Annotated in this window: 19 protein-coding genes and 2 pseudogenes; 16 read left to right on the forward strand and 5 right to left on the reverse strand. The window is 58.5% G+C overall.

Annotation, left to right across the window (positions count from 1 at the left end):
- The 11 genes and pseudogenes from ABDZ36_RS00560 to ABDZ36_RS00610 all read left to right on the forward strand — a co-directional run.
- The coding region (locus tag ABDZ36_RS00560) for a hypothetical protein (protein WP_343749146.1) at positions 1–547 on the forward strand (547 nt) is incomplete at its 5' end.
- A 12-nt stretch (positions 548–559) separates the two neighbouring features.
- A complete protein-coding gene (locus ABDZ36_RS00565) occupies positions 560–1,747 on the forward strand; it encodes an outer membrane protein assembly factor BamB family protein (RefSeq protein WP_211313394.1) in 1,188 nt (395 codons plus the stop codon).
- Positions 1,748–2,381: 634 nt separating this feature from the next.
- A complete protein-coding gene (locus ABDZ36_RS00570) occupies positions 2,382–2,777 on the forward strand; it encodes a hypothetical protein (RefSeq protein ID WP_211313395.1) in 396 nt (131 codons plus the stop codon).
- 146 nt (positions 2,778–2,923) lie between these two features.
- Positions 2,924–3,118 (forward strand): CopZ family metallochaperone, encoded by a 195-nt coding sequence (locus ABDZ36_RS00575; protein ID WP_211313396.1) that lies wholly within the window; start codon positions 2,924–2,926, stop codon positions 3,116–3,118.
- A 147-nt stretch (positions 3,119–3,265) separates the two neighbouring features.
- Positions 3,266–5,536, forward strand: a complete 2,271-nt coding sequence (locus tag ABDZ36_RS00580; RefSeq protein WP_211313397.1) for a copper-translocating P-type ATPase — start codon at positions 3,266–3,268, stop codon at positions 5,534–5,536.
- 106 nt (positions 5,537–5,642) lie between these two features.
- Positions 5,643–7,913, forward strand: a complete 2,271-nt coding sequence (locus ABDZ36_RS00585) for a phospholipase D-like domain-containing protein (RefSeq protein ID WP_211313398.1) — start codon at positions 5,643–5,645, stop codon at positions 7,911–7,913.
- Positions 7,914–8,157: 244 nt separating this feature from the next.
- Positions 8,158–8,277 (forward strand): annotated as a pseudogene (locus ABDZ36_RS00590) (hypothetical protein); the annotation flags it as partial.
- A gap of 55 nt (positions 8,278–8,332) precedes the next feature.
- Positions 8,333–9,149, forward strand: a pseudogene (locus ABDZ36_RS00595) (site-specific integrase); the annotation flags it as partial.
- A 697-nt stretch (positions 9,150–9,846) separates the two neighbouring features.
- The gene (locus ABDZ36_RS00600; protein ID WP_211313399.1) at positions 9,847–10,476 is read left to right on the forward strand and encodes a hypothetical protein; all 630 of its coding nucleotides are present in this window, start codon (positions 9,847–9,849) and stop codon (positions 10,474–10,476) included.
- The gene (locus ABDZ36_RS00605) at positions 10,469–10,939 is read left to right on the forward strand and encodes a hypothetical protein (RefSeq protein WP_211313400.1); all 471 of its coding nucleotides are present in this window, start codon (positions 10,469–10,471) and stop codon (positions 10,937–10,939) included. The genes ABDZ36_RS00600 and ABDZ36_RS00605 overlap by 8 nt, the downstream gene beginning before the upstream one ends.
- Positions 10,940–10,941: 2 nt before the next feature.
- A complete protein-coding gene (locus ABDZ36_RS00610; RefSeq protein ID WP_211313401.1) occupies positions 10,942–12,615 on the forward strand; it encodes a ThiF family adenylyltransferase in 1,674 nt (557 codons plus the stop codon).
- A 584-nt stretch (positions 12,616–13,199) separates the two neighbouring features.
- Here ABDZ36_RS00610 and ABDZ36_RS00615 read toward each other — a convergent pair.
- From ABDZ36_RS00615 to ABDZ36_RS00625, 3 genes are all read right to left on the reverse strand, one after another.
- Complete coding sequence (locus tag ABDZ36_RS00615) at positions 13,200–13,994, reverse strand: competence protein CoiA (RefSeq protein WP_211313402.1); 795 nt, start codon at positions 13,992–13,994, stop codon at positions 13,200–13,202.
- A 337-nt stretch (positions 13,995–14,331) separates the two neighbouring features.
- Positions 14,332–14,874 (reverse strand): hypothetical protein, encoded by a 543-nt coding sequence (locus ABDZ36_RS00620; protein ID WP_211313403.1) that lies wholly within the window; start codon positions 14,872–14,874, stop codon positions 14,332–14,334.
- Positions 14,875–14,930: 56 nt separating this feature from the next.
- Positions 14,931–15,653, reverse strand: coding sequence for a hypothetical protein (locus tag ABDZ36_RS00625; RefSeq protein ID WP_211313404.1), 723 nt, complete (start codon positions 15,651–15,653; stop codon positions 14,931–14,933).
- A gap of 144 nt (positions 15,654–15,797) precedes the next feature.
- On the opposite strand from ABDZ36_RS00625, the gene ABDZ36_RS00630 reads away from it, so the two are divergent.
- The 5 genes from ABDZ36_RS00630 (at position 15,798) to ABDZ36_RS00650 (ending at position 21,223) form a co-directional block, all read left to right on the forward strand.
- Positions 15,798–15,965: a DNA-binding protein gene (locus ABDZ36_RS00630; RefSeq protein WP_004048632.1), complete on the forward strand. Its 168-nt coding sequence runs from the start codon at positions 15,798–15,800 to the stop codon at positions 15,963–15,965.
- A gap of 150 nt (positions 15,966–16,115) precedes the next feature.
- Positions 16,116–16,925, forward strand: coding sequence for a hypothetical protein (locus tag ABDZ36_RS00635; protein ID WP_211313405.1), 810 nt, complete (start codon positions 16,116–16,118; stop codon positions 16,923–16,925).
- A 1,615-nt stretch (positions 16,926–18,540) separates the two neighbouring features.
- The gene (locus ABDZ36_RS00640; protein ID WP_211313406.1) at positions 18,541–19,782 is read left to right on the forward strand and encodes a Cdc6/Cdc18 family protein; all 1,242 of its coding nucleotides are present in this window, start codon (positions 18,541–18,543) and stop codon (positions 19,780–19,782) included.
- A gap of 924 nt (positions 19,783–20,706) precedes the next feature.
- The gene (locus ABDZ36_RS00645) at positions 20,707–20,973 is read left to right on the forward strand and encodes a type II toxin-antitoxin system HicB family antitoxin (protein ID WP_211313407.1); all 267 of its coding nucleotides are present in this window, start codon (positions 20,707–20,709) and stop codon (positions 20,971–20,973) included.
- A gap of 55 nt (positions 20,974–21,028) precedes the next feature.
- On the forward strand, positions 21,029–21,223 hold the full coding sequence (locus tag ABDZ36_RS00650) for a hypothetical protein (RefSeq protein ID WP_211313408.1): 195 nt from the start codon (positions 21,029–21,031) through the stop codon (positions 21,221–21,223).
- A 243-nt stretch (positions 21,224–21,466) separates the two neighbouring features.
- Here the strand turns inward: ABDZ36_RS00650 and ABDZ36_RS00655 are convergent, their stop codons facing one another.
- Complete coding sequence (locus ABDZ36_RS00655) at positions 21,467–21,871, reverse strand: HVO_A0114 family putative DNA-binding protein (RefSeq protein WP_211313409.1); 405 nt, start codon at positions 21,869–21,871, stop codon at positions 21,467–21,469.
- A 23-nt stretch (positions 21,872–21,894) separates the two neighbouring features.
- A complete protein-coding gene (locus tag ABDZ36_RS00660; RefSeq protein WP_211313410.1) occupies positions 21,895–22,203 on the reverse strand; it encodes a toxin-antitoxin system TumE family protein in 309 nt (102 codons plus the stop codon).
- Positions 22,204–22,551 lie beyond the last annotated feature (348 nt).

Raw genomic sequence — 22,551 nt, forward strand, 5'->3', positions numbered from 1 at the left:
TCTGGTCACAGTTCGCAGAGATTCGGCGCTTAGAGGTCGAGATTATCCGGCTGCCGATGTGATCGACTGGAACTACGACGTGTTCGCAGCAACGGTCGATGCTGTGTTCGAGCCAGGGACCAGGGCATACGACAGTGACTATACCTGGGACTCAGCCTCAGTTCGGCATTACTGGGGGCGGAACTACGAACCCGGTGGCACAAACCTCACTAAGTGGGCTCCTAGTGGAGATCGTACTGGGGATACGACGGTGACCGCCTCAGTCTCTTACACCGGCGCAGCCATCGAAATCAGCTACAACCCCCCAAAGGTCCAACGGACTGATAACACTGGGTCACTGAACGACAACGTTAGAATCAAATGGGAACCGGGTGACACCAATACAGATGAGGACATCCTTCAATCGAGTGTCGCCAGCGTCATGAAATCCAAGGACTACGCCTCTGTGGGCGATAATCTTGCCCAGACTGGCTGCCAGTACAATGTGAGCAGTTGGACCGACAGCCAGACGCTCTCCACGCCGTTAACTCTACAATACGAGAGCTAGATTTATTATCGAATGAAACGCCGCGATATCTTAACCAGTCTCGGTGCGGGCCTGGCCGCCACTCTCACCGGCTGCTCCACAGCCGTAAAGACCGGCTACAAACTCGAGAAGGGCTGTGAACCGGCGACTACCACCCCGCTCTGGGGTCAGCGGTCCGCCACCCGAACTGGTGCGTCCTTCGTCGACCGTCCGGTCCCCGTAGAAACAAATGCGACCGTCGGCGTCGTCAACGTGGGTGGAACCAACCCGCTGGACACAGCGTCCGAAGCGCCAGTCCTGGCCGGCAGCCACGCCATCACGCCGACAGCGAATGGCCTGGCCGCACACGACCGGACGACCGGCGAGCGTCAGTGGACGTCCTCGCTACCGGAGGAGACGGGAGTAAGCACTACTCCCGTCATCGCCTGCGGACTTGTCATCGCGGCCACTTCCAACGGCAGCACCTACGTCCTGGATCTAGAGACGGGCGAGCAGGTCGGGACGATACCAGTCAAAGGCGGGACCCGGCCCGAATGCTCGCCCGTGCTGTCTGGGTCGACATTGCTCGTCCCTGGCGACGGTGTGACCGCTTACGACCTTGAGGCTGGTGAGACACTATGGAGCGAGGACCCTGACAACTCCGTGGTTGGTGTCTGCGCCGACGACTCGTTCGCCTACGTGACGTACCGGACAGCGGTTGAGCCAGGAAGCCTGAGTCTGGACCTCCAATCCGGCGGCACTGAATGGACGCTGAACGATCCAAGTGCGTTCGACACGCCGCCCGCCATCTCCAACGGCCTGCTGTACGCGGTCACCAACGCCCAGGAGCTGGTGTGTGTGAGCGCAGCCGACGGAATGGTCGAGTGGCGGCACTCGCTCCCCGAAAAGGGGTACGCCCGGCCCGCAATTGCGGGCGAACAGGTCGCGGTAAATGCCGGCCAAGGCGATCAAGCGCGTGTCTTCGATACCGAAACCGGGGACGAACTGACAACCGTCAAGACTGGCGGGAGTTACACCCAGCCAGTCTTCACTGAAGACGCACTGATGGTGGCTGGACGCGATGCAGGACTGGTGGTCCTCGAGCGGTCGTCGCTAGAGATCTCCACGCACCATTCGTCGGTCGGCCACGTGGCCTCACAAATCTCGGTCGGAACCAACGAAGCGTTCTACGTCCCTGCACCAAGTGGCGGCCTGCATCACGTCGCGTTCGAAGGGCGATGATCCGGCCATTCGTCGGTCAAAATGACTCGTTCTCCCCTTCAGGTTCCCCGCTTCGGGCTCGCTAATCCGTTTGTGAGAGCGCCTCAGTTGCCTGGTTGGTGCGGTCGGCTGCCTCGATGTGCTGGTAGTCTTCCGCACCTGTTCCTCATCGTTGTCGGGGTGGCGAGCGGCGGCCGCGTATCTCCCCCCAGTGCCGATGTATGAAGATGACTTGGCGGCGATTCAGGATATCGAGGAACATCCAACGGCAGACGAGGCCGTCAAACACGATGTGCCGTTGGGGTCGACGTCGAAGTCACTCTACACGCCGAGGCTTCTCAGTGGACTCACCGCATCGTACCCGAAGGGCTTCCGGGGGTTCACGGGTCGGCATCCCTGAGTTCGGGGCCGGTTGACTGCGGCCCATGACCGGCGACAGCTGTTGGCCGCCGACAACACCCGTGATTTGGGATGCCAGAATCTTCAAATTTCGGAACTGGAAGCAAGTGTCGGCTTCCTCCCCGCCCGCGGTGGAGCGGGGAATCCGTCTCGCCACCTGGTTTGAAGGAAATTGCAATAGTGAATATGCCCCCGTGACTCCTGGGTAGAGGGAATTGGAAGCCAAATTTATTCAGGATCAGTCGTACCATATCGTATGATTCGAACACTCGTGGGTGTCCTCGGCGCTCTCTCAGCACTGTTCCCGGACAAAATCGTCACGCTCTTCGAGAGACTCGCGATTGCGAATCCAAGCGAGGGAACAGTGAGAGGGTGGGTCCGTTCAGCTATCCGGTCGGAGGGCGTTCTGATAGCTGCGATTTCTCTCCTTAACGGGCGAGCATACGCGTGTCTAATGAATCTTACCGGTGTGTTCGGCGCCATCGTCCTCCTGTTCCCAGATCTGTATCGGAGATTTGCCACCGCGTTCCTGTACGAGCGTCCAAAGTCGATAGAATGGAATGAGCGATTCCGCTCGGGTATTCGGGCTATCGGAGCACTATATGTCTTGTTAGCGGCGAAGACGTATAGGGAGCGCCACAACGATACCTGAGTCTTCCTGCCATCGACAGCTGGGGAATCTGAGATTTGGATCGTTGCGGCCACAAATCTCACTTTGAATCTAAAGTTTGACCCCCAAGAGACCAGTCTGATCAAAGGGGAAATCCGCTAAAGAGAGGTGACTGTATGTCCCGCTGTATGACGACCATTACCGTGGAAGGAATGTCGTGCGGTCACTGTGAGCAAACGGTCGAAGAGGCCCTTGAAGAGGTCTCTGGCGTGACTTCCGTGACCGTCGACAGGGAGAGTGACCAAGCGAGCGTCGATGGTGAGGCAGATGTCACAGCTCTCGTGGAGGCCGTCGAAGACGCAGGATACACCGCTCACGCCTGAGTATCGTGAGCTGCGGATAGCACGGGTCGCTTCGAGACGACGACTAACCGTTGTCTTCGGCGTTTACCCACACTGGCCCTGACTCACGGCTTCAGGGCCCGAACATTCAGGAAGCCAGCGAATCCACCTCTAAAGAGAACATGAACTATGGACGACAATAAAGACGCAAATGAGAATTCCCCGGGAGGAGAGGACCAGCAGGAAACCACCAGTCACCAGCACGAACACGGCGACCACGATGAAGCGGCCGCTGAATCTGACGAGCACCGAGTAGAGCAGGAGTTACTGGAGGAGGAGGCTCACCCTGCTGCGGCAGGTGAGACGGCGACCCACGAGCAGCACGAGCACGCCGGACACCAAGGGCACGGTGCCCACGAGGGCCACGGTGAGGGGCATGGCGGGATGCACGAAGGTCACGAGCAGATGTTCCGGCGTCGCTTCTTCGTCTCGACACTTCTGTCGATTCCCGTCCTCCTGTACAGTGAAATGCTACAGGAGTGGATTGGGTTCTCCGTCCCTATATTCCCGGGGAGCGAGTGGATCAACCCCGTCTTCGCGGTCATCGTCTTCGCGTACGGTGGGGTCCCGTTCCTCCAGATGGCACTCCCAGAACTAAAAGACCGTGCGCCGGGGATGATGACGCTCATCTCGATGGCCATCTCGGTCGCGTTCGTCTACAGTCTCGCGAGCGTGGTCTTCCCCACGCAGTCGGCGTTCTTCTGGGAGCTCGCCACGCTGATCGACATTATGTTGCTGGGGCACTGGATCGAGATGCGGTCGGTCCGCCGGGCCTCGAGCGCCGTCGACGAACTGGCGAAGCTAATGCCCGACACGGCGGAACGAATCACCGACGACGGCGAGACCGAGGAAGTCCCTGTCAGTAACCTCTCCGAGGGCGATCTCGTGCTCGTCCGGCCGGGTGCGAGCGTGCCCGCCGACGGCGTCGTCGAGGAGGGCGGTTCGGACGTCAACGAGTCGATGATCACCGGTGAGTCCAAGCCTGTCTCGAAGGAGCCTGGTGACGAGGTCATCGGCGGCACCATCAACGGCGACGGGAGTCTCCGTGTCCGCGTTGGGGCGACGGGTGAGGAGACGACGCTCGCCGGCATCATGCGGCTCGTCGAGGAAGCCCAGCAAAGCAAGTCCAAGACACAGATGCTGGCCGACCGTGCGGCCGGCTGGCTGTTCTACGTCGCGCTCGGGGCGGCGGTCGTGACGGCGATTGCGTGGACGGTCGCCGTCTCGTTCGACGCGATGGTTATCGAGCGCGTCGTGACGGTGCTCGTCATCGCCTGCCCACACGCCCTCGGGCTCGCCATCCCGCTCGTCGTCGCGATCAACACGTCGCTCGCGGCTCGGAACGGGATGCTCGTCCGCGATCACATCGCGATGGAGGACGCACGGAATCTGGACGCCATCATCTTCGACAAGACGGGAACACTCACCGAGGGCGAGCACGGCGTCGTGGATATGGCGACCGTCGACGGCGTCAGCGAGGATGACGCGCTCCGGCTGGCGGCGGCCGTTGAGAGCGACTCCGAGCACATGATCGCGCGGGCCATCCGCGAGGCCGCCGACGAGCGAGACCTAACTACTCCCGACGCGACCGCCTTCGAGGCGATCAAAGGCCGAGGAGTTCGCGCAAACGTCGACGGCAACGAGGTGTATGTCGGCGGGCCGAACCTGTTGGCCCAACTCGATAGCGAAATTCCCGACCATCTCCAGCGCTTCGCTGACGAGGCCGGTGAGAACGCCCAGACCGTGGTGTATCTTGTTCGCGAGGGAGAGTTGATCGCCGCGTTCGCAATGGCCGACGTGATCCGTAAGGAGAGCTACACCGTCATCAACGCCCTCCACGAGCTAGGCATCGAGGTAGCGATGCTAACCGGCGACTCTCAGGACGTTGCCGACGCGGTCGCCGACGAACTGGGCATCGACACGGTGTTCGCGGAGGTCCTCCCCCAAGATAAGGACAAGAAAGTCCAGGAACTCCAAGACCAAGGGAAGCTCGTGGGGATGGTCGGCGACGGTGTAAACGACGCGCCGGCGCTGACGCGAGCCAACGTCGGCATCGCAATCGGGAGTGGCACCGACGTTGCGGTCCAGTCGGCGGACGTCATCCTCGTCCAGAACAACCCCATGGATGTCGTTCGGCTGGTTAAGCTCAGCAGGGCGAGCTACCGGAAGATGCAGGAGAACATCGTCTGGGCGGCCGGCTACAACGTCTTCGCGATTCCGCTCGCAGCAGGCGTGTTGGCACCGGTCGGAATTCTACTGTCCCCTGCCGTGGGGGCCCTCCTGATGTCGTTGAGTACAGTCATCGTCGCGATCAACGCACAGCTCCTCCGCCGCGTGGACCTGTCCATCTCCGAACTTCCAAGCGGACCACCAGATACGAAGGCACAGAGCGCTGAGTGAGGCGGGGTAGTTCACAGATCGTTCACTTTCTGAAAGTGGAACACTGTTGTGAGCGATTTCTTTGTCTCCGGCATATACTTTTCAGTTCGCAGTCACAAACGATGGTATGGATGAGTTGACTGCGAACGTGTCCTTCGATCGGTTTGCTGATATGCCGGAGTTCTACGGGTCGGGGGCGGCGAGCTATCGGCTGGCGATGGTGAAAGACCGGAGTGACTTCCTTGAGTTGTTCGAGGGGGCACGCCACGTTGACGCCGTCACCTACGCGGAGACACCCGAGTTGATGGTTCGAATGCTGACCGACTACAACATCGACTCACTCGACGTCCTGATCGGGAACGCTGACGACTACGCCGACCGCGTGAATGAGGTTGCGACGGCGCGCGAACTCGTTCGTCTCCGCCAGGACGACCGGCTGACCATCCGGCTGAAGAACCAGAAGACGGTCCACTCGAAGATCTACCGGATCGTCATGCCCGACGACACGGTGAAACTCGTGCAGGGGTCGGCGAACCTCTCACGGAACTCCTGGGAGTACCACACCAACCAGATCTCGGTCTTCACCACCGACCTTGGGACGGAACTTGATCAGGAGTTCGAGCAGTTCATCGCCGAATACCGGGAGGGATACAGCGACCAGACGCTCCTCGACGGACTTGTTGAGGCCTTGGAGGAGGCTGACTCGCCCGAAGAGCGCGAGAACCGCATCGAGTACTGGGTGGGCGCAGGCGACCTTGACGTCAGCGACACCGCCGCCCTGAATCAGGACGCCGTCGAGGACGTGACGGCGATCGCCGACCGCGTCACCGCTGTCGTCGACGACCCTACAGAGGCTGATAAGACAGTCGCATTCATCGAGGAACCCGAAAACGCCGACCGGACGGTCGTCGAACCCGACGGCGCAGACGACACAGACAGCGAAACCGAAGACGGTGATGCGGAGCCGGATGTCGGGCTTGTCGAGTCGGACAACGAAACCGACCTAACAGAGACACTCGACCGGCCGCGAGTCCGCGCACCAGACGAGAAAATCCGCATGGGCACAAGCAAAGTCGACAAAGACACAGCCGACGAGTTCGGGACCGGTCTCCGTGATCGTGGCGCAACCGTCGAAGACCACAGCATTACCGCGCCGCTCAGCGCCTACAACAACCAAGTGAAGGAATCCACGGCCATCCCCTCGATGTCCATCCTGCCCGAGGCCGAGCAGGTCGTCATCGGCGAGGACGACGAGATGATCCTCGTCGCCACCGACGATCCAACACCCGAAGTCCTCAACCACTGTCTCGACACCATCGAGTCATATATCGAGACGGTCGACGACCACGGCCACACGCAATCCGAGCAGGCAGTGATGGCACAAATGTACGAGGCGTTCCTCTACGGGTTCTGGGCGCCATTCGCCAACCAATACGCTGACGCCCTCTCCTCACCATCACGCACCCTCGATAACGTCCTCCAACATCTCTACATCGTCGGCAACAGCGACGCCGGCAAAGACAAACTCACCGAATACATCCTCCGCCTCATCTCCGACAACACCGTCGTCTCAGGCGTCGACGCCGACGACGTCGGCGTCAAAGAAATACGGGGAATCCGCCAGTGGGACACAGCCTTCCCCTACGCCATCATCGACGCCGAGAAGAACAAAATCGAGAACTGGAGCCCAATCCGAAACTACTGGGGTGATTGGACACCGACGAGCGTTGATCAGCCCTGCCTCATCTTCACGACGAACGACAACCTGCCGAAATCCGAGTTCCGAAATCGCATGAAGATCCTCACGATGGACGTCTCCTTCCCCTCCAACCCCGAAGACCCAGGCTTCCACGACGCCCAAGAAGACCTCAGCGACGTCCTCGACCGCCAGAACCCGATCTTCAGCTACGTCGCCCGCCGAATGCTCACCGAACAGCCATGGGCGGACGGGAGCGGCACCGTCGAGGACGTCCGCCGCATCTTCTGTGACTTCTACGCCGAGGCGGACCGCGAGAAACCCGACTACTTCCCTGCGGACGAGCCCGCAGAGAAGACGTACGACACAGGACGGCTGAAGTGGCAGCGCGACATCCGGGGTGGCCGCGTCACGTTCGAGTCCGAACCAGACGCGATGACGGCGAACTTCGAACGCGACGAGTACGAGGTCTTTGACTACGAGAAACGCCTCCCGAAGCGCTTCATGTCCGATAAATCCGGGTCGAGCGTCTACATCGGCGCACCCGAGGAGTTCGCCGAATGGGTCGGCTATTCCGTCACAGACCTACTGGACGACCCAGCCGAAACCGGCAGAGCCGATACGACGGCAGACAACCACACATCTGTGAACGGTGACGAAGACGAGTCGGGTGGCTTGCTCTCCCGGTTGTTCAGCACGTAAGTGCACAGCCGGCTGTGCCGTCGAGCCTCCGACCTCGCCAAACTGCTGACTCCCCACGAAAGAATACCGCAACACGGGCTGTGTGAACCACCTCGGGTCAAGTCCCAAGGCACTCGGCCCGCTCCACCTGTAGAGCACTATTAAGAAATAGAGTAGGTAGCTAAGCTAAGTTAGCTACCTTAGATAGCCCAGGTGGAGATGGGTTACACAAAGTATATCGGAATCGCTACTCGTCTCCCCCGCTGTGGTTTTTGTCGCCCCTGTAGGGTGGGGCGTCCTGAGGGACGTCGCGACGACGGCCCGCCGTGCGCCGACGATCGGCTACGGCGCACTCCGGACAGTCACCTGGCGCGACGGCGACCCCACTAACGACGAGTACGTGCGTGGGGAGTTCGACGCGCTGAAAGCCATCGTCGGGGACGTCCGAGCAGCGCCACGGCCTCACCTGGCACGTCGACGACTGGCCCGCGACGCCGTCGAGACGTACACGACACTCCCGGAGGATTTCCCCTCCACAAACAGCGAGTGCGCTATGCGGCGCTGAAGGCGGCTCGTGACCGGGCGCTGGTGTTCGTCCTCGCGTACACCGCCGTCCGCGTCGGCGAACTCCTCCGCGATCCGAACGACCCGCGCCGGCGCGGCGTCCGCTGGGAGGACCTCTCCCTCGACGACGGCAGTATGGACGTCTACCGGAAGAAACAGCAGTGGGACGCTGCGAGTCTCCCCGATCCAGTGATTTCTCCGCTCCGGAGCTACCGCCAGCTGATGGACCCACCCACGGATCGCTGGCCGGTGTTTCCGACGTTCGACCAACGGACGCTCGCAGACCTCGTCCGGGAAGAGCTAGCCGACCGAGGGGAACGCCCAGAAGCAATTACTGAGCGGCGTGACGAATACGCCCGTGACCTCCTGCTGGCGCTCGATGAGGACATTCGACCGACGTCGATCACGACGGACGGAGCACGGTCGGTTCTCCAACGGCTCTCGGAGACCGCAGAGATCGATATCGACCATCCGAAACACGATTATCTTGCTCCGCACGGTGGTCGACGTGGGATGGGGGAGGTACTTGTCCGCGCGTTTGGATACACGGTGGCGGCCCGGTATCTCGATAACTCTGAAGAGATGGTCCGAGAGCGCTACTCGCATATTGAAGCTGGCGAGTTAGGGGATATTGCTACAGAGGCTCTTGAAGAGGTAGGAGATCAGATCGAATTTTCAGCGGAATCAGTTTGATGTCAGCTTCTCGTACTCACTGCTCACAAACCGGGGGACTAAAGCAGTGTTTGACGGTTCACTTTCGCTGGAAAATACAGTTTAAGTATAGCGAACCCCCTATGATTTCGAGTGGAAATCGCAAGACTGCGTAGGGGCGGCCGACAGTCTTATTAGCACCTATGCCATATGGATGCCTGCCTACGTAGCGGTGGGGGCTCTATTGCTACCCACCAAACCGCAACGTTCAGCAGCTAAGGCGCTGGTTTTCGACCCGCGGTTGACATCTCTGTATCGATGAATATCCCTATTTAAAAAGCTATTCCCAGCGGAGTGAAAGTGGAAATTGCCAGTTCGAAAACCCCTACCCCACGGTTCATATATGCCTGATACGAGAAAGGGGCAAGTATAGTTCCACTCAGCAAAACCCTTTTCAGTGGGGGTCGGCTACACGTTCCTGGGCTGGTTACCCACCGCTACGTAGGCATCCCCCGATCACCGCAATTCTGCGGCAGGGGGACGGCGGGAACCCACCAAGACCGACGAGAGAGTCGGGGTATCCGGCAGTGACCTCCACGGATGTTCGCCCACCGAGCGGATCCCTGACGGGTACTGACTGACCGCGTGGTCTCGGCCCATTCATAGATCTGTTCACAGCGGCGAATGTATCATTTCGGTCGGCCCCACGTCGCCGGGCTAAGCGCGACGACCCACAACCATGAGTGAACGCAACACTCCCGCCGACTCCGCAGACGAGCACAGTACGACTACCACGAAGAAAGTTGCCGGCAAGGTCAACCCGGTACAGTCCGCCATCGAGGCTATTGAGGACGACGTCCCGGTCGAAGTCTTCCGTCGACTATCACATATGAAGGAGGCGATCGGAGCCATCGAAACCTGGGCCGACGACGCCGACCCCCACGATACCGACGCGCTCGTGGGCACGAAGACTATCGTCAGCGCAGAGCGTGAGCGTGCGAGGGACATTCGACAGGAGGTTCCCGATGGCAACACCAGCCTCCTTCAGAAGTTCGACAACCTCACGGAGCGCCTGGAGAACCTCGCGGACACTGTCGAACCTCTGGAGTTCAGCACCATTGGCCATGTCGTGTACGTCAATCAGCAGTTTGTTGACCGATACGACGACAGTTCGGTATCCGTCGAAACCATCCTGCTGGACGCCGGCAAGAAGGATCCCGACGAACTCGGGCTTTTCCCGCTGGACGGCCTTCTCGGCAACCGTCAAGAAGACCAGGCGTTCCCGGCTGATCGGGATCTGGACCTCGGCGAAATGAACCGAACGTTCTTCGAGTCGACCAGCGATGGGGGGAAGATCGCGTATGAGTGAGGGCGAGACAACGGAAGACGCTGATCGCGCGGACCTCCGCAATCACCTCAGCGAAAGGTGTCGCGATGCTCTCTCCGAACTGCAGGACGAGCAGCCTGAAGCCGAACTCATCGCGGTCGAAGGCGACTGGGCATGGGTCAGTATCGGGACTGTCAATCCTGCCCACGTCAACGACGTTTTCGACCAGGAAGAAGTCCTCGCTATCCTCCGAATTCCGACCGATTTCCCGAACGGTCGACGGCCCTATGGAATCGTGACGTACCCCTACGTCACGAAGCACGACGGTCAGGAGGTCGACAGCGTGCATCGCGACCATGCCAAGGGGCGTCCGGCACGTGAGGCTCTCGACGTCGACGAAGTCGCCCTTTGGAGTTACCGCTGGGAGGACTTCTCGTGGACTGAACCCGCTGACCTCCGGAAAGCTCCTGAGGTCGTACGGTCTCGCTTCGAAAAGGAGGACTGACTATGCCTCAGGGTACAGCAGCAGATTGGCTGACGGCAGCCGACGCCGACGAGGTCCACCTCGTGTTTCCCCGAGACATCCACGAGGATTTGATGAAGGTGCTCTTTCCGAGTGAAGGCCACCCTTTCTACGGCATGGGCGAGCGTGGTGCGTTCGCCGTTCTCGCAAAGAGTACGGGCAACTATCGTGCGAGTTACATTGTCGAAGACGTGGTCCACCCTGAATCCAGTGACGACCTCGAGCTGAAGGGGACAGCTTGGGGAGATCGGTCAGAAAGCCGTTCAATCGGGTCGTTGTTTGGGAGTAGCTCTAATGGCGACGTATCGAGCGACGACTCGATCGTCGGCTACGAATTCAGTGAAGCCTACCATGAGCGCGCAATCGAACGTGCCCGCAGCCGTGGTGGCGGGCTCATTCGGATTCATACTCAACCCGGCGGCGTTCGTGAGAGCGGTACCGATACCGCGTCGGCGGCTCGCGTCTACGAGAACGACCGGGATCGTCTCCCCGGCGGCGCTCCGTTCGCTGCTGCCATCACTAATGATGCTGGCGACTGGTCGATGCGTGTCTACGAACCCACGCGCGACCCCAGCGACGGGCCGGAGGTAACGCGCGCTGACCACGTTCGCGTTGTCGGTCCAGCCACTGACGAACCCGCTTTGGAAGTTCGTCCAACCGGCTGGCGAGATGCCGATGCCGATAGTGTAGGTGTTGCTAGTGCTGAGCAGGACTCCACGATCCAGCTCTGGGGGGCAGACGGCCAGGCACGGTTAGCCAACCTTCGCGTCGGCGTCGTGGGCTGTGGTGGCGTCGGGTCGATTCTTGCAGAACACTTAGCTCGTCTAGGCGTTGGTGAACTCGTGTTCGTAGACTTCGACCATCTCGAGAGCGCGAACTTCAACCGCGCACAGGGTGCCCGGCGGATAGACGTTCGGCAAGACCGCCTCAAGACCGAGGTCGCCGAACGCGTTGCCCGTCGAAGTGCGACAGCTGAGAATTTTGAGACGCGGGTCGTCGACGGGAGTGTCGTCGATCAAAACCCCGAGTATGCGGCTGTCCCTGATCTCCTGGATTGTGATCTTATCATGTCCGGAGTTGACGCCGCTCGCCCCCGACAGGTTCTGGACGTGCTCGCTCGCGCTCACTGTATTCCAGTTATTGACGGTGGAAGCCTTCTACACGCCGACGATCAGGGTGTCCTAGAAAAAGAGGCGAAAGTCGAAACGGCGGTCACCGGACCCGGTTGGCCGTGTTTCGAGTGTCAGCGCGTCTGGATCCAGGACGATGTCGACTGGGAGGCCGACCATCCGGAGTTTCGTGGTGAGCGGGGTTACGTGCAGGGTGGGAAGGATCCAGCCGAAGAGGATAGGGATCCGTCGGTTATCGGGGTGAACGCGATTGTCGCTGGCCTGATGCAGCGGCGGTTCCTGGCGATCACGCTGGACGTAGCACGGAAGACCGAGGGTACGCTTCGACTCGGTCTCCGCGATGTGGAGACGAATATGTCGTCTACGTGGGGCTGTGAAGAGGATTGCGAGGCAGCTACAATTGGCGTCGGCGACCGCGAAGAACTCCCTACTGGAACAGACTGGGCAATGCGGTACGAACGCGATGATATGGAGATGCCTGAGCAGAAAACTCGAGATGCAAGCGATCTTGTCGACGATCTTCGTTAACGACAGTAATCCCGGTTCACCATCTCCTATTCCCTGTTCTTGAGGCCAAACTGGAATTATACCGTTCGGCAGATCTTCTTCGAATATGAACCTCGAAGAGATGGTTGATTACCTCGCTTATCGAGTAGGTCATCTTGATTGGCCGGCTACCTTTTTACGGCGGAATCCAACTTGTATGGTCCCGGAGGGTTGTCTCGGGAGTCTCCATCGTCGCACCGCACTTGGGGCAGTAATCTTCGATCGCATCCTCGTCGTAGAGATAGTGATCGCACTCGGGAGGGCTGGCTTGGAAATACACGTCGTCCCAGTCGAGATCAGGCTCTCGACCGTAGAGACAGAATGTACTGTGTCCAGATCGCCCTCGATGGTTCGTCACTAACCGAGCGGGACAGTACATGCACTCGCGGAGTTCGATTAACGGCTGGTCGGAATGGTTCGTCCAGAGCGTTTCTCGCCGCCCCCATTCGTGAAACCCCTTCGGCCCCCAACAGCGCTCTATCTCAGGTCGTGTCGCAAGCAGCTTCTCCACCTGTGCGGAATGGTACTGGCTTCCTGCCCACTTCCAGAACGGATCTCGGTCGTACTCACGGACAATCGCGTTCTTGAGCGCTTTCAGGGGGAAAGTCGGGGCCGTGCTCGTCGCTCGCGGTGTAGGTGTAACTGCCGTCGGGTTCGTGAAGCCGGCGTAGCTCGCAACCCTGGGCAGTACAGATATCGTACGTAATCAGGTCATCCTGTCCGCGGGGATGGGCATAGGGCGGCACGCGCTCCCACGCATGTTCGCCGTCGTAGAGGAGCGCTTGGCAGTTCGTAAATCGGCTAGCTTTGCTCGTTCGTTGGGCGTATCCGGAACCGTCGTCTTGCTCAAATTCGGCACCGATCGTATCGTAGTTGAACGTATCGAGAAGGACTGTTGCCGCGCGTATCCAGACGACCGAGTACCCAGCGGCCAAGTAGTCATGCGTCACCTGATGGACGTCCTTGTCCTCGTGACTGTGCTGTACCTCAACGGCGAGGCCTTCCCCGAAATAAGGGTTCCAATCGTCAAAGGTCGCGAGTGCGTCGGCCCGGCGTTCGGTCACAGGTGTCGGCACCTCGGCCACGTCGACGTCCACCTCCGTCTCGATGCGGGCGGTTTCTCCGAATTGCTGATGCAGAGCGACCTCAACACGGGCGACTGCGCGTTCATGGGTCTCTGACTCGCCGCCATTCGAGCAGCGCTGGCCGGCGTCGTCTGATACGTGGTAGAAGTGTCGAGACTTGCCCGGCGCCGATCGCGGGTACATCGTCCCGCCGCATACCGGACAGGTGACTTCTTCTCCATCGTCGACTATGGCGGGGACGACCGGACGACCGTCACGACGACCGCGGAAGGGCATATCCCCACAGAATATCTCAATAAGCAAGTATCTCCCCCAGCTAATCGGCCTAGATAAGTGAAGGTAGAGTCCGAGGGCCGACTCTATGGAGGGGTTTTTCAAAGCAGTATTTAGTGTTCTATGTCCCGAATCAGACCTCGCCTACACGCCGCATTCCTAATCAGAATTCAAAAACTCGAGAACAGCCTCCAGCGATTCTATTCGTCCGATGAGTCGTCGGAACGTGTGTTGTCGGGGCTGTCGCTGCCCTTGAATGTCTCGTTGGATCCGAACTGCCCCAGGTCGGGGGCTTCTCCGTCTCCGGAGGATCCGGAGTCACCAGAGTTGCCTTCCTCACTCATAGTATGAATAGGAGTATCGTCCCGGCCACTAAAAGGATGACGCCGAGGATCGATGTGATGAGTGCGTTATCGACATCTTCAGACTTGTCCTCTGTTTTTGACTGTACCTTATCAAAGCAGTCTGAGTGGATATTGATTGCACGAGAAAGATAATCGACTTCATCGTAGTCGTGTTTAGCTACCGCTCGAAACATATCGGTTTCAGGGCCTGTACTGATACTCTCTCGTTGTTGTGTTTGGAAGGCCCTGTATGTGGAATAGCCAAGTGAGATAACGGCTCCTCCAAGTAGGATTCCTGAGATTGGTGTTATCTGAGTTAGACTGGATTGGGTGGGTACGAGGCTTGCGAAAACTGTAGCGACAAGTCCATTGAATTGTACGACTCGCCAGGCTTTCTGAGTAAGATCGTTTAGCGATTGGAGTTCCTGATCGAGTACCCGTCGAACGTCATCGAGTGCGTGGCGGCGAGCTTCTGAGGAGGTGTCTGAATCTTCATTTGACTCCTCCTGATTTTCTGTCTCTTCCACGCCGTTTCTCATACTCGGGGATATCAGCGGTGAAATAAGAGCCTATGGTCTCTGGGAAACGATTTCTTTTACTGATTTAGCTGATCGTATCTCTCATTTACGACGTGAGCCGTGAGTCCGACGAAGAATAGGGTGGCTATGCCGACATTTTCATCATAGTAGGCGTCGGGTGAGCCGTGCATTATTCGGTGACGGTGATTCCAAAAGTCGTCCCATTGTTGTTTGAATGACTCCCCCTCATCGTCTTCGACACCGAAAATGGCGTGTTCATCGTACCATTTCTCCAGAGCACATTTTTTTCGTCCGCCGAAGTAAACGGGGTTTCCGCCGTCGTTGTAGAAGTCAGGGTCAATATCTGGGTCGTTCTCGCAGAGCCAGGTGATCAGGCCATCAAGGGAGGAGAGTAGCAGGTGGAGTCCTTTGTATGGGTACTCGGTTTCAGAGTCATCTAGTTCTTCAGCGAGCGAGGTAGATCCCTCTTCGATACGTCCTGCGATAGTGGTTAAATTTGGGTCCCCCGTGGATTCGAGATATTCGCGTCCTTCATAGGTCCACTTCATTGCTGTGAAGGAAGCCTCTTCGCATGGAGAGTAGTCCGCTGGGTCGTAGTCCCAAGGTGGACCGAGGTTGATGTATTCTTCTGCGTGTTGTCTCGATCGCTCTAATCGTTCCTGGCCCTGACGGACTGCTTCAACCAGTTCTTCCATTTCCTCCTGTGAGGGGAGGGCCTCTGTCGCCGCACGGAGCGTATCTTCAGATAGTCCAAAGAGGGAATCATCGGAATCACTCATCGTATGGGTGTTGTTATCGAAGTAGTGTAAATAGCCCGTATAAGTTTGCTCCAGTGGGTACAGTACCCATCGGCAGTATCTGAACGAGATTCGGCGTAAAATCTTCGAACCTTTATATGGTGGACAAGAGAAGTCCGCGATGGAATGTCTGACCTAATCGTCAAAGCAGCCGTGAAGGACGCACTTTCGGACCACAACGTCTCGGCAGATTTCTACGACGCCCTCAACGAAGAGGTCGCCGAACTGCTCGACGACGCCGCAGAGCGTGCCGAGGCCAACGACCGGAAGACGGTCCAGCCCCGCGATCTGTAGGCCTGCGTAACGCAACCAACCCCGCCACTCGAACGTAGCTTTTTGAGGTTCCTGTTCAGCATAAGATACTTCTGTACTGGACAGAGTTGCTCAACGCAAAGCCGTAAACGGAAACCCCAAGATACCGCGAAGTCTTGGGAGTGATAATCCGTGGAGCCGTTCCGAGCTGCTGATCGCACGTATGATCGCTCAATTGCGATCGACGCAAGCACGATCGGAGATATTACTGTCACGGTCGCGGTTGCGACAGATCGAGAGGAGGAGTTCGAGGTCCTCGATACGATTTATCGTGCTGCTGAAGGCTACGATTTCTTCCCGTTCCGCGATAAGGCCCACGACCTTGAGTACGCAGAGAGTCGCGGGTTCTTCGAGGCAGTAATACAAGAACACACAGACAAGCTTGTAGCGACAACACACCTCGGCCGGGACAACTCCGGGACAGAACGGGTTGAGGCAGTTCAGTCTGCAGTTCTAACTCGAGAACTCCCCGTCAAGGAATCCCTCATTATCCTCGACGGAGCAGAAGATAAGGCCGAGCGGTTTGGACGTGCCTTCTCCGGGATTGCTCTCTCCCCACCCAGCGTGGCGACCTGTATTCAGTCAGAGTACTACTATCCGGCCGCGCTTCTCGCAGACATGTGTGCAAGCCATCTCGCCCACCAAATCAATCATCCACGCCACTGTAGCGAGGTCACGCCGAAGTCCCCGGTCACGAAGCAGGCGTATAGCGATCAGTGGGGTGCAGCGTATAACGCGCTCGTGAACCGAAGCACGAATGTTATGATCGCGCCAGTGAAGCAACGGCGAGCGGATACGGTCAGCAGCCGTGTACACTGTTGGTTCCGAGGCTGGATGGGAGGCGGGGAACCAGATGAGTTCAATCGATCAGTACGCCCGGTTGTGGAATATGCACGAAGGCAGGGATACGACGAGCTAGCCGAGCGACTAGCGGAGATTTAGTGATCGGAGAACTGGTGCAATTCCTGCACCCACGTCCGTCGTCGACGCCTATTGGCTTACGCCGCAAGGCTTGCGGGTCATGGTCATACAGGCTCCACGCGGCACCAAGCGCGCTCAATTCAACAATAGGATCTCAGTCACAAGAACCTATGCCTTCAATGCAGTGTGGGGAGTGTCGGAATAATCCACGATGTGTCGCTTGCACACCCACAACCGAAACGCGCGCTCGCGTATGAAGTTACTTCACGACCGACTGGATGTGATCAACGACCTCGTCCTGTCCGACCCCCATCTCGCTAGCGATCTGCGCAGGTGATTCCCCATGCACGGCATATCGATACGCAGCAATCGACACCGGACCCTGCGACGCAATGGACGTCGGCAGTGATCCAGGGTTCGTCTCCGGCAACGCGCCCGAATAGTTCGCGTCGAGCGCCCCGTAGACCGCGGCGCGCTGCCGAGCCTCCTGGCCAGTTCCCTCGAACGCCGTCGGCTCCCGCTTTCCAGTCGGCTCGTAGCGGACATCCTCGACCGCGGCGTCTTCGCGAGTGAGGACGAAGCGCTAGCGTATCTCGAACGAGTGTTCCGCGAGTGGAGTGCCGACGCCGAGATCGTCGTCACACTACGAGAATTGCAGTAGGGGACCCCCCAGATTTCACGAGAAGTCGCCCGACACACCCCTCCACCGTTTCCGGAGCTCTCACCCGTCACAGACTGGAGTAACTACCCGCCGAAAACAGTTATCGACGCCGCCACCATCCGGATATGAGGCCGTAGCGCCCTCAAATCCCGTCCGAAGGGCGAGAGAGTCAGCCGATCAACGATGGAGACTCGTGAAATCTGGGGGTGCACCCCGTATTTTGTGAGTCTCTGTGAGAAAGTCGCGTCGACGACTGGGACGGAGTGCTGCTGGTCGGTGGGGCACCCGAGGATATAACGAGTCTGTGAGAGCGCGCCATCGCGTTAACCAACAGTACGAGCTATATTGCGCGGAGTGTTGGTTAAGGTGAGGGCAAGAGTGGTGTTTGCAGTTCCACTACCCCGGGTGGTGTTTCCAGTGGTGAGTGTGACTTCCAGTGCAAAAATCCGCGAGTCTCAGTAGACGTGTCTCGACGTACGCTTCGCGAGGCGATCTCTGAGACAGGGATCGACGGCGCGCTAAAAGTAGGGAACCCCCCACCTTGCACGAGTTAGCGAGCTCCCCTTCCCCCACCGTGTCCGCATAATTAGAGACTGCATGCTCTCCTCAAGGGAGGGGAGTAGCGGTGTAGACGCGGGAAGCGGTCGAAAACTATTGTTCCCCGTAGCAGGATATGAATACGGGAAGGCTAATACGGGGACACCCCACCGTGTCCGCATAATCTTTGGCAAAGGGTAGTGGGTATCCTTCCCCATCAACTAGATAGAACGAAATAGTGCGGTACGGGTTTAGTTATTCTCCTAGCATCATAGTCTTTTCTCTAAATATATTCGCTATTGCGGCGGATACGGTTCTTGTATAGATTTATGCGGACACGGTGGGGGGTGGGGGTTCTTATGTGAATTAACTATGCGGACACAGTGGACACACTGGACACTAGGGTTTATCTGATAGTTATTCATAGAAGTGGATAGTATGGACGACGGGCCGGATCTCTCAAACAACCCCTACGGGAGCGCCGTCGACATCTTCGCTGATGAGTCCGTTCTCAAGGAAGATTGGCAGCCAGCAGAGCTTCCCGAACGAGCAAGTGAACTCGAAGAAATCCGAAATTCGCTCGCCCCAGCAACACGCGGGGTGAACGCACACAATCTCTTCCTCTATGGAAAAACAGGCCAGGGAAAGACGGTCGCGATTGACCACGAACTTGATCTCCTAGCCGAATACGCCACCAGCACCGATGATCTTGAGCTTAGCGTGGTTAAGACAAGCGCCAATAATCAATCAACCTCCTATCAGCTCGCCGGCCATCTCATCAAGGAGATCCGTGGCTCCGGGCCGAAGCCAAGTGGGATCGACCAACAGTCGATGTTCGACCTCCTCTACGAGGAGCTACATGACCTCAACAAGACCATCATCATCGTCATCGACGAAATCGACAGCATCGGGAGCAACGACGATCTGCTCTACGAACTCCCGCGCGCACGCAAAAACGGCCATCTCGAAGACCAATGGATCTCCGTCATCGGAATCAGTAATGACCTTGAGTTCCGCGATAACCTATCACCGAAGGTCAAAGACTCGCTCTACGATAGTGAAATCGAGTTCGCCCCCTATGACGCGACTCAGCTGACCTCTATCCTTGAGCGCCGTGCCGACCAGGCCTTCTATGACGGCGTGCTTGCAGAGGACGTCATCCCCCTGTGCGCAGCGTTCGCCGCTCAAGATGAGGGATCCGCTCGACAAGCGATTCGCCTCTTGTACAAGGCTGGTGAACTGGCATTGAACAACGAACAGGACTCCGTTGCCGAAGTGCATGTCCGCGAAGCGCGCGACATCCTCGAACGCAAACGAATCGAGGAAGGGATGCGTTCGTTAACGAATCAGGATCAGCTCGCCCTCCTCTCCGTTGTCGCATTGGAAGTTGCCGGAGAGACCCCAACACGAACCCGCTATGTCTATCAAAAGTACAAATCGATAGCGGACCGGCTAGATACGAATCAGCTCGTTGAACGCCGTGTCCGCGATCATCTCCAATCTCTCGGAATGCAGGGCTTCCTCATCGCCGAATCACGAAATCGGGGCATCCAGGGCGGCAACCATTATCGCTTCGAGTTGAAAACCGATCTAGAAACCACTCTCGACATTTTGCGTGAAGATAACCGGCTTCACGATCTTGTCGCCGACCTCAGTGCTGCAGTAAACCACTCTCAGTAGCCAACTAGGCTTTGGGTCAACTCTGCGGTCGTCATTTTGCCAGTCTGTGGCATTTGGTCATCAACACTCGACAGCAGGAATGTCGTTTCACTGCCTTTGTAGACGAAACTGGGTTGAGCGCCAGCATGACGAAGGTACGTTATCGCAGAAGCCTGTATAGCGACTGTTTTGGGTACCCCAGATTGCACGAGTTAGCGGTCCCCCCACCATGTCCGCATAATCTGAGAGAGGTAGTCTGACATGGAGTGACTCGAGAGCACCTATGTACCGTGATCGACGTATGTGCCATGGGAGAACGGCGATCTGTTCGAATCCAAGAGGCTGGCTGAAGTGATGTTTCCAGTGGGGAGTGGTGTTTCTCATCGGGAACTCGACTTTGTAGAGAGAGCGAGAAAGCACTCGGGTTACTCGAGAAAAGAGGATTTCACCCGGATCAGAGACAATCAGGTGGAGTCTCTCTCATCGGCGTTCGCCGCACTATATCTGCCTCGAGTGCATCGAACCAGCTAGGAGGGGGAGCGCGCTTCGCGCCCACTGTCACACGCTCCAACATCGGCTAGCCCCTCCTCTGGCCGCGTCCCCGCTCCCAAGGGACCCTAAGCACATGATTCGCGCACTCAAACGAGCGCTCTCGCCCACAGCACAACCGGAGAAGGTCGTGGAGTGCCGGCGCTGCGGTGCGACCGTTGATCCTTCGACTAACGAATGCCCTGCCTGCGGAAGCACCGAAATCATCTGCCACCGCATCTCCTGACACGACGCTACTGTACGTGAGTTAACTCCGGAAACAGTGGAGGGGGCCGCTTCGATTAACCAACACTGAACTAGGAACACCGCCATGTGTTGGTTAAGACGGTGTCGTTCCGCACAACGGGTGGTTGACAGCACCGGATAGTTACCGGTTAGCGGCCGAATTAGGCGATAATGGCTGGGTCGTCGAACGAGAGTACGCGTCCGGGGGAGATTCGGCTGTGGCGGGAGGACGATTGGTGGATCGCGACGGACGTCGAGACCGGCGTCACGACGCAAGGAAAGTCACGAGTAGACGCCCTCGAGAATCTCGATGAGGCAGTCGCGCTCCACAAGGGCGAGATCGGCCACGAACCGACCGATGCGGAGCTCCGCGAGCTGGGGATCGACCCCGAGGCGACCACGACTCGCGACACCGACCGTCCCGACTTCCTCAAGTAGACGGGATATTCCGTCTGGGAGAATATTCATCCCGTATCCGTGCGTTGAGAGTGGTATGAAGGAGCCGCGTGAGGAGTTGCAAGCCGACGCGGCGGAGCGGCGGAACGCTCCGGATTTCGATGCGCTCACACCACCCGAGGATGTCGTCCGCGGGGGGACGCGCGACGTCTACGACCGCGTTGATTGGTCGCCCCGAGAGATGCTTCCAGACCTTTTCGAGCGCGACGAACGGGTTCACAGAGACGGCTAACCGGGTGGAGGGAGACCACCTCAATTAACCAACACTGGGCCAGGATACCTCCAAGTGTTGGTTAAGACTGGTGCCGCTCCACGCGAGGGGTGCATCGTGGCGAGCCGGTGCCCAAGGAGGAGACCAAGCGAACGGGCGCACCACTCCCGGCGGCGCGCCACGACCGAGGACTCTCGACGACGATGAGGTGAAAACGCGACGCGAGCGGAAATACGCTCTCGGTGAAGAAGCGGTGGTGCGCGCTCAGGGTGCGTCGGCGCCGACGGTGTTCGAGGAGTCGGCGAAGGGAATGTCGATCTCGATGCCGTCATAGGCGAGCGTTGGCGTCTTTGGATGGCCGGCCCCCTCGCTCTCGAACTCGATGACGCCGAGGTCTGCGAGCTCGTTCAAGTTTGTGTGGACTTGCTTGTAGTCTCGGTCGACGAGCTCGGCGGCTTCGCTGATACTCTCGGGGTGGTGTGTCGCGATTGCCTCAAGGAGTTCGAGGTTCGTCGTGCTGAGGAGTCGGCTGAGCTCGGCGTAGGACTCGAAGTTGAGCGTGGGCTGGACGTCCTCGAGGTCCTCACCGGCCTGTGCGGCCTTGAGACGGTTCCGTGTCTGTTCATCGAGCGTCTCGCGTTCGCCGACCGTGACTTTGAGTGTGGGCATGATAGGTCCCCCTGGATGGCGTCCTACTCGAGTGACCACTCCCACGACGCCGACGAGCGGTCGTCGACTTCCCGCGTGACGCGCTCGTAGAGTTCGAGCATCCCGGGGAAGTCGATGTACTCGACGTCGTCGCGCGTGTGACGTTCGTGGCCTTTCGTGCGTTCGTGGGCGTTATCGTAGCGGAGGATGGTGTCGCCCCCGACTTCGCCGAAGTGGAGGCTGTAGTCCCGTCCGCTCGGGTATTCGCCGTGTTCGGTCTGTCGAATGGTGATGGCCACCACGTAGCCGTCTCTGACGTCGCGCCAGTCCGCGATTGTGGTGTAGGACGCTATCCGTCACCCTATGGTTCTCACTCCATACGCAAACCCTATGGGGTTATCCACATACCGACTGTATTCCTTAACCAACACTGAGTCAGGAATACCGCCAAGTGTTGGTTAAGATGGTGCCGCTCTGCACGACGGGTTTGTCGCTCCTGGAAAGGTGAGGGGTTCGGCGGAACAACGCACTCTCTCGGTACCTCGTGATTCAGAGCAAGCGACGAGGCACTCACCGGGATCAAATTGACCGGAGGGTTCAAGTCACTACGTAAGGAATTCTTACGTAGAACTGCCCATGAGTACTGACGACCCTGAAGTCACGACGGTTACCTCGAAGGGACAGATCACAATCCCGAGTCG

This window comes from Halarchaeum salinum, from assembly GCF_039520965.1.
Taxonomy (GTDB): Archaea; Halobacteriota; Halobacteria; order Halobacteriales; family Halobacteriaceae; genus Halarchaeum; species Halarchaeum salinum.

Bases quoted from the DNA above. Each gene is read 5' to 3' on its own strand.
- ABDZ36_RS00565 (WP_211313394.1), top strand. From the start codon at position 560: ATGAAACGCCGCGATATCTTAACCAGTCTCGGTGCGGGCCTGGCCGCC.
- ABDZ36_RS00570 (WP_211313395.1), top strand. From the start codon at position 2,382: ATGATTCGAACACTCGTGGGTGTCCTCGGCGCTCTCTCAGCACTGTTC.
- ABDZ36_RS00575 (WP_211313396.1), top strand. From the start codon at position 2,924: ATGACGACCATTACCGTGGAAGGAATGTCGTGCGGTCACTGTGAGCAA.
- ABDZ36_RS00580 (WP_211313397.1), top strand. From the start codon at position 3,266: ATGGACGACAATAAAGACGCAAATGAGAATTCCCCGGGAGGAGAGGAC.
- ABDZ36_RS00585 (WP_211313398.1), top strand. From the start codon at position 5,643: ATGGATGAGTTGACTGCGAACGTGTCCTTCGATCGGTTTGCTGATATG.
- ABDZ36_RS00600 (WP_211313399.1), top strand. From the start codon at position 9,847: ATGAGTGAACGCAACACTCCCGCCGACTCCGCAGACGAGCACAGTACG.
- ABDZ36_RS00605 (WP_211313400.1), top strand. From the start codon at position 10,469: ATGAGTGAGGGCGAGACAACGGAAGACGCTGATCGCGCGGACCTCCGC.
- ABDZ36_RS00610 (WP_211313401.1), top strand. From the start codon at position 10,942: ATGCCTCAGGGTACAGCAGCAGATTGGCTGACGGCAGCCGACGCCGAC.
- ABDZ36_RS00615 (WP_211313402.1), bottom strand. From the start codon at position 13,994: ATGCCCTTCCGCGGTCGTCGTGACGGTCGTCCGGTCGTCCCCGCCATA.
- ABDZ36_RS00620 (WP_211313403.1), bottom strand. From the start codon at position 14,874: ATGAGAAACGGCGTGGAAGAGACAGAAAATCAGGAGGAGTCAAATGAA.
- ABDZ36_RS00625 (WP_211313404.1), bottom strand. From the start codon at position 15,653: ATGAGTGATTCCGATGATTCCCTCTTTGGACTATCTGAAGATACGCTC.
- ABDZ36_RS00630 (WP_004048632.1), top strand. From the start codon at position 15,798: ATGTCTGACCTAATCGTCAAAGCAGCCGTGAAGGACGCACTTTCGGAC.
- ABDZ36_RS00640 (WP_211313406.1), top strand. From the start codon at position 18,541: ATGGACGACGGGCCGGATCTCTCAAACAACCCCTACGGGAGCGCCGTC.
- ABDZ36_RS00645 (WP_211313407.1), top strand. From the start codon at position 20,707: ATGGCTGGGTCGTCGAACGAGAGTACGCGTCCGGGGGAGATTCGGCTG.
- ABDZ36_RS00650 (WP_211313408.1), top strand. From the start codon at position 21,029: ATGAAGGAGCCGCGTGAGGAGTTGCAAGCCGACGCGGCGGAGCGGCGG.
- ABDZ36_RS00655 (WP_211313409.1), bottom strand. From the start codon at position 21,871: ATGCCCACACTCAAAGTCACGGTCGGCGAACGCGAGACGCTCGATGAA.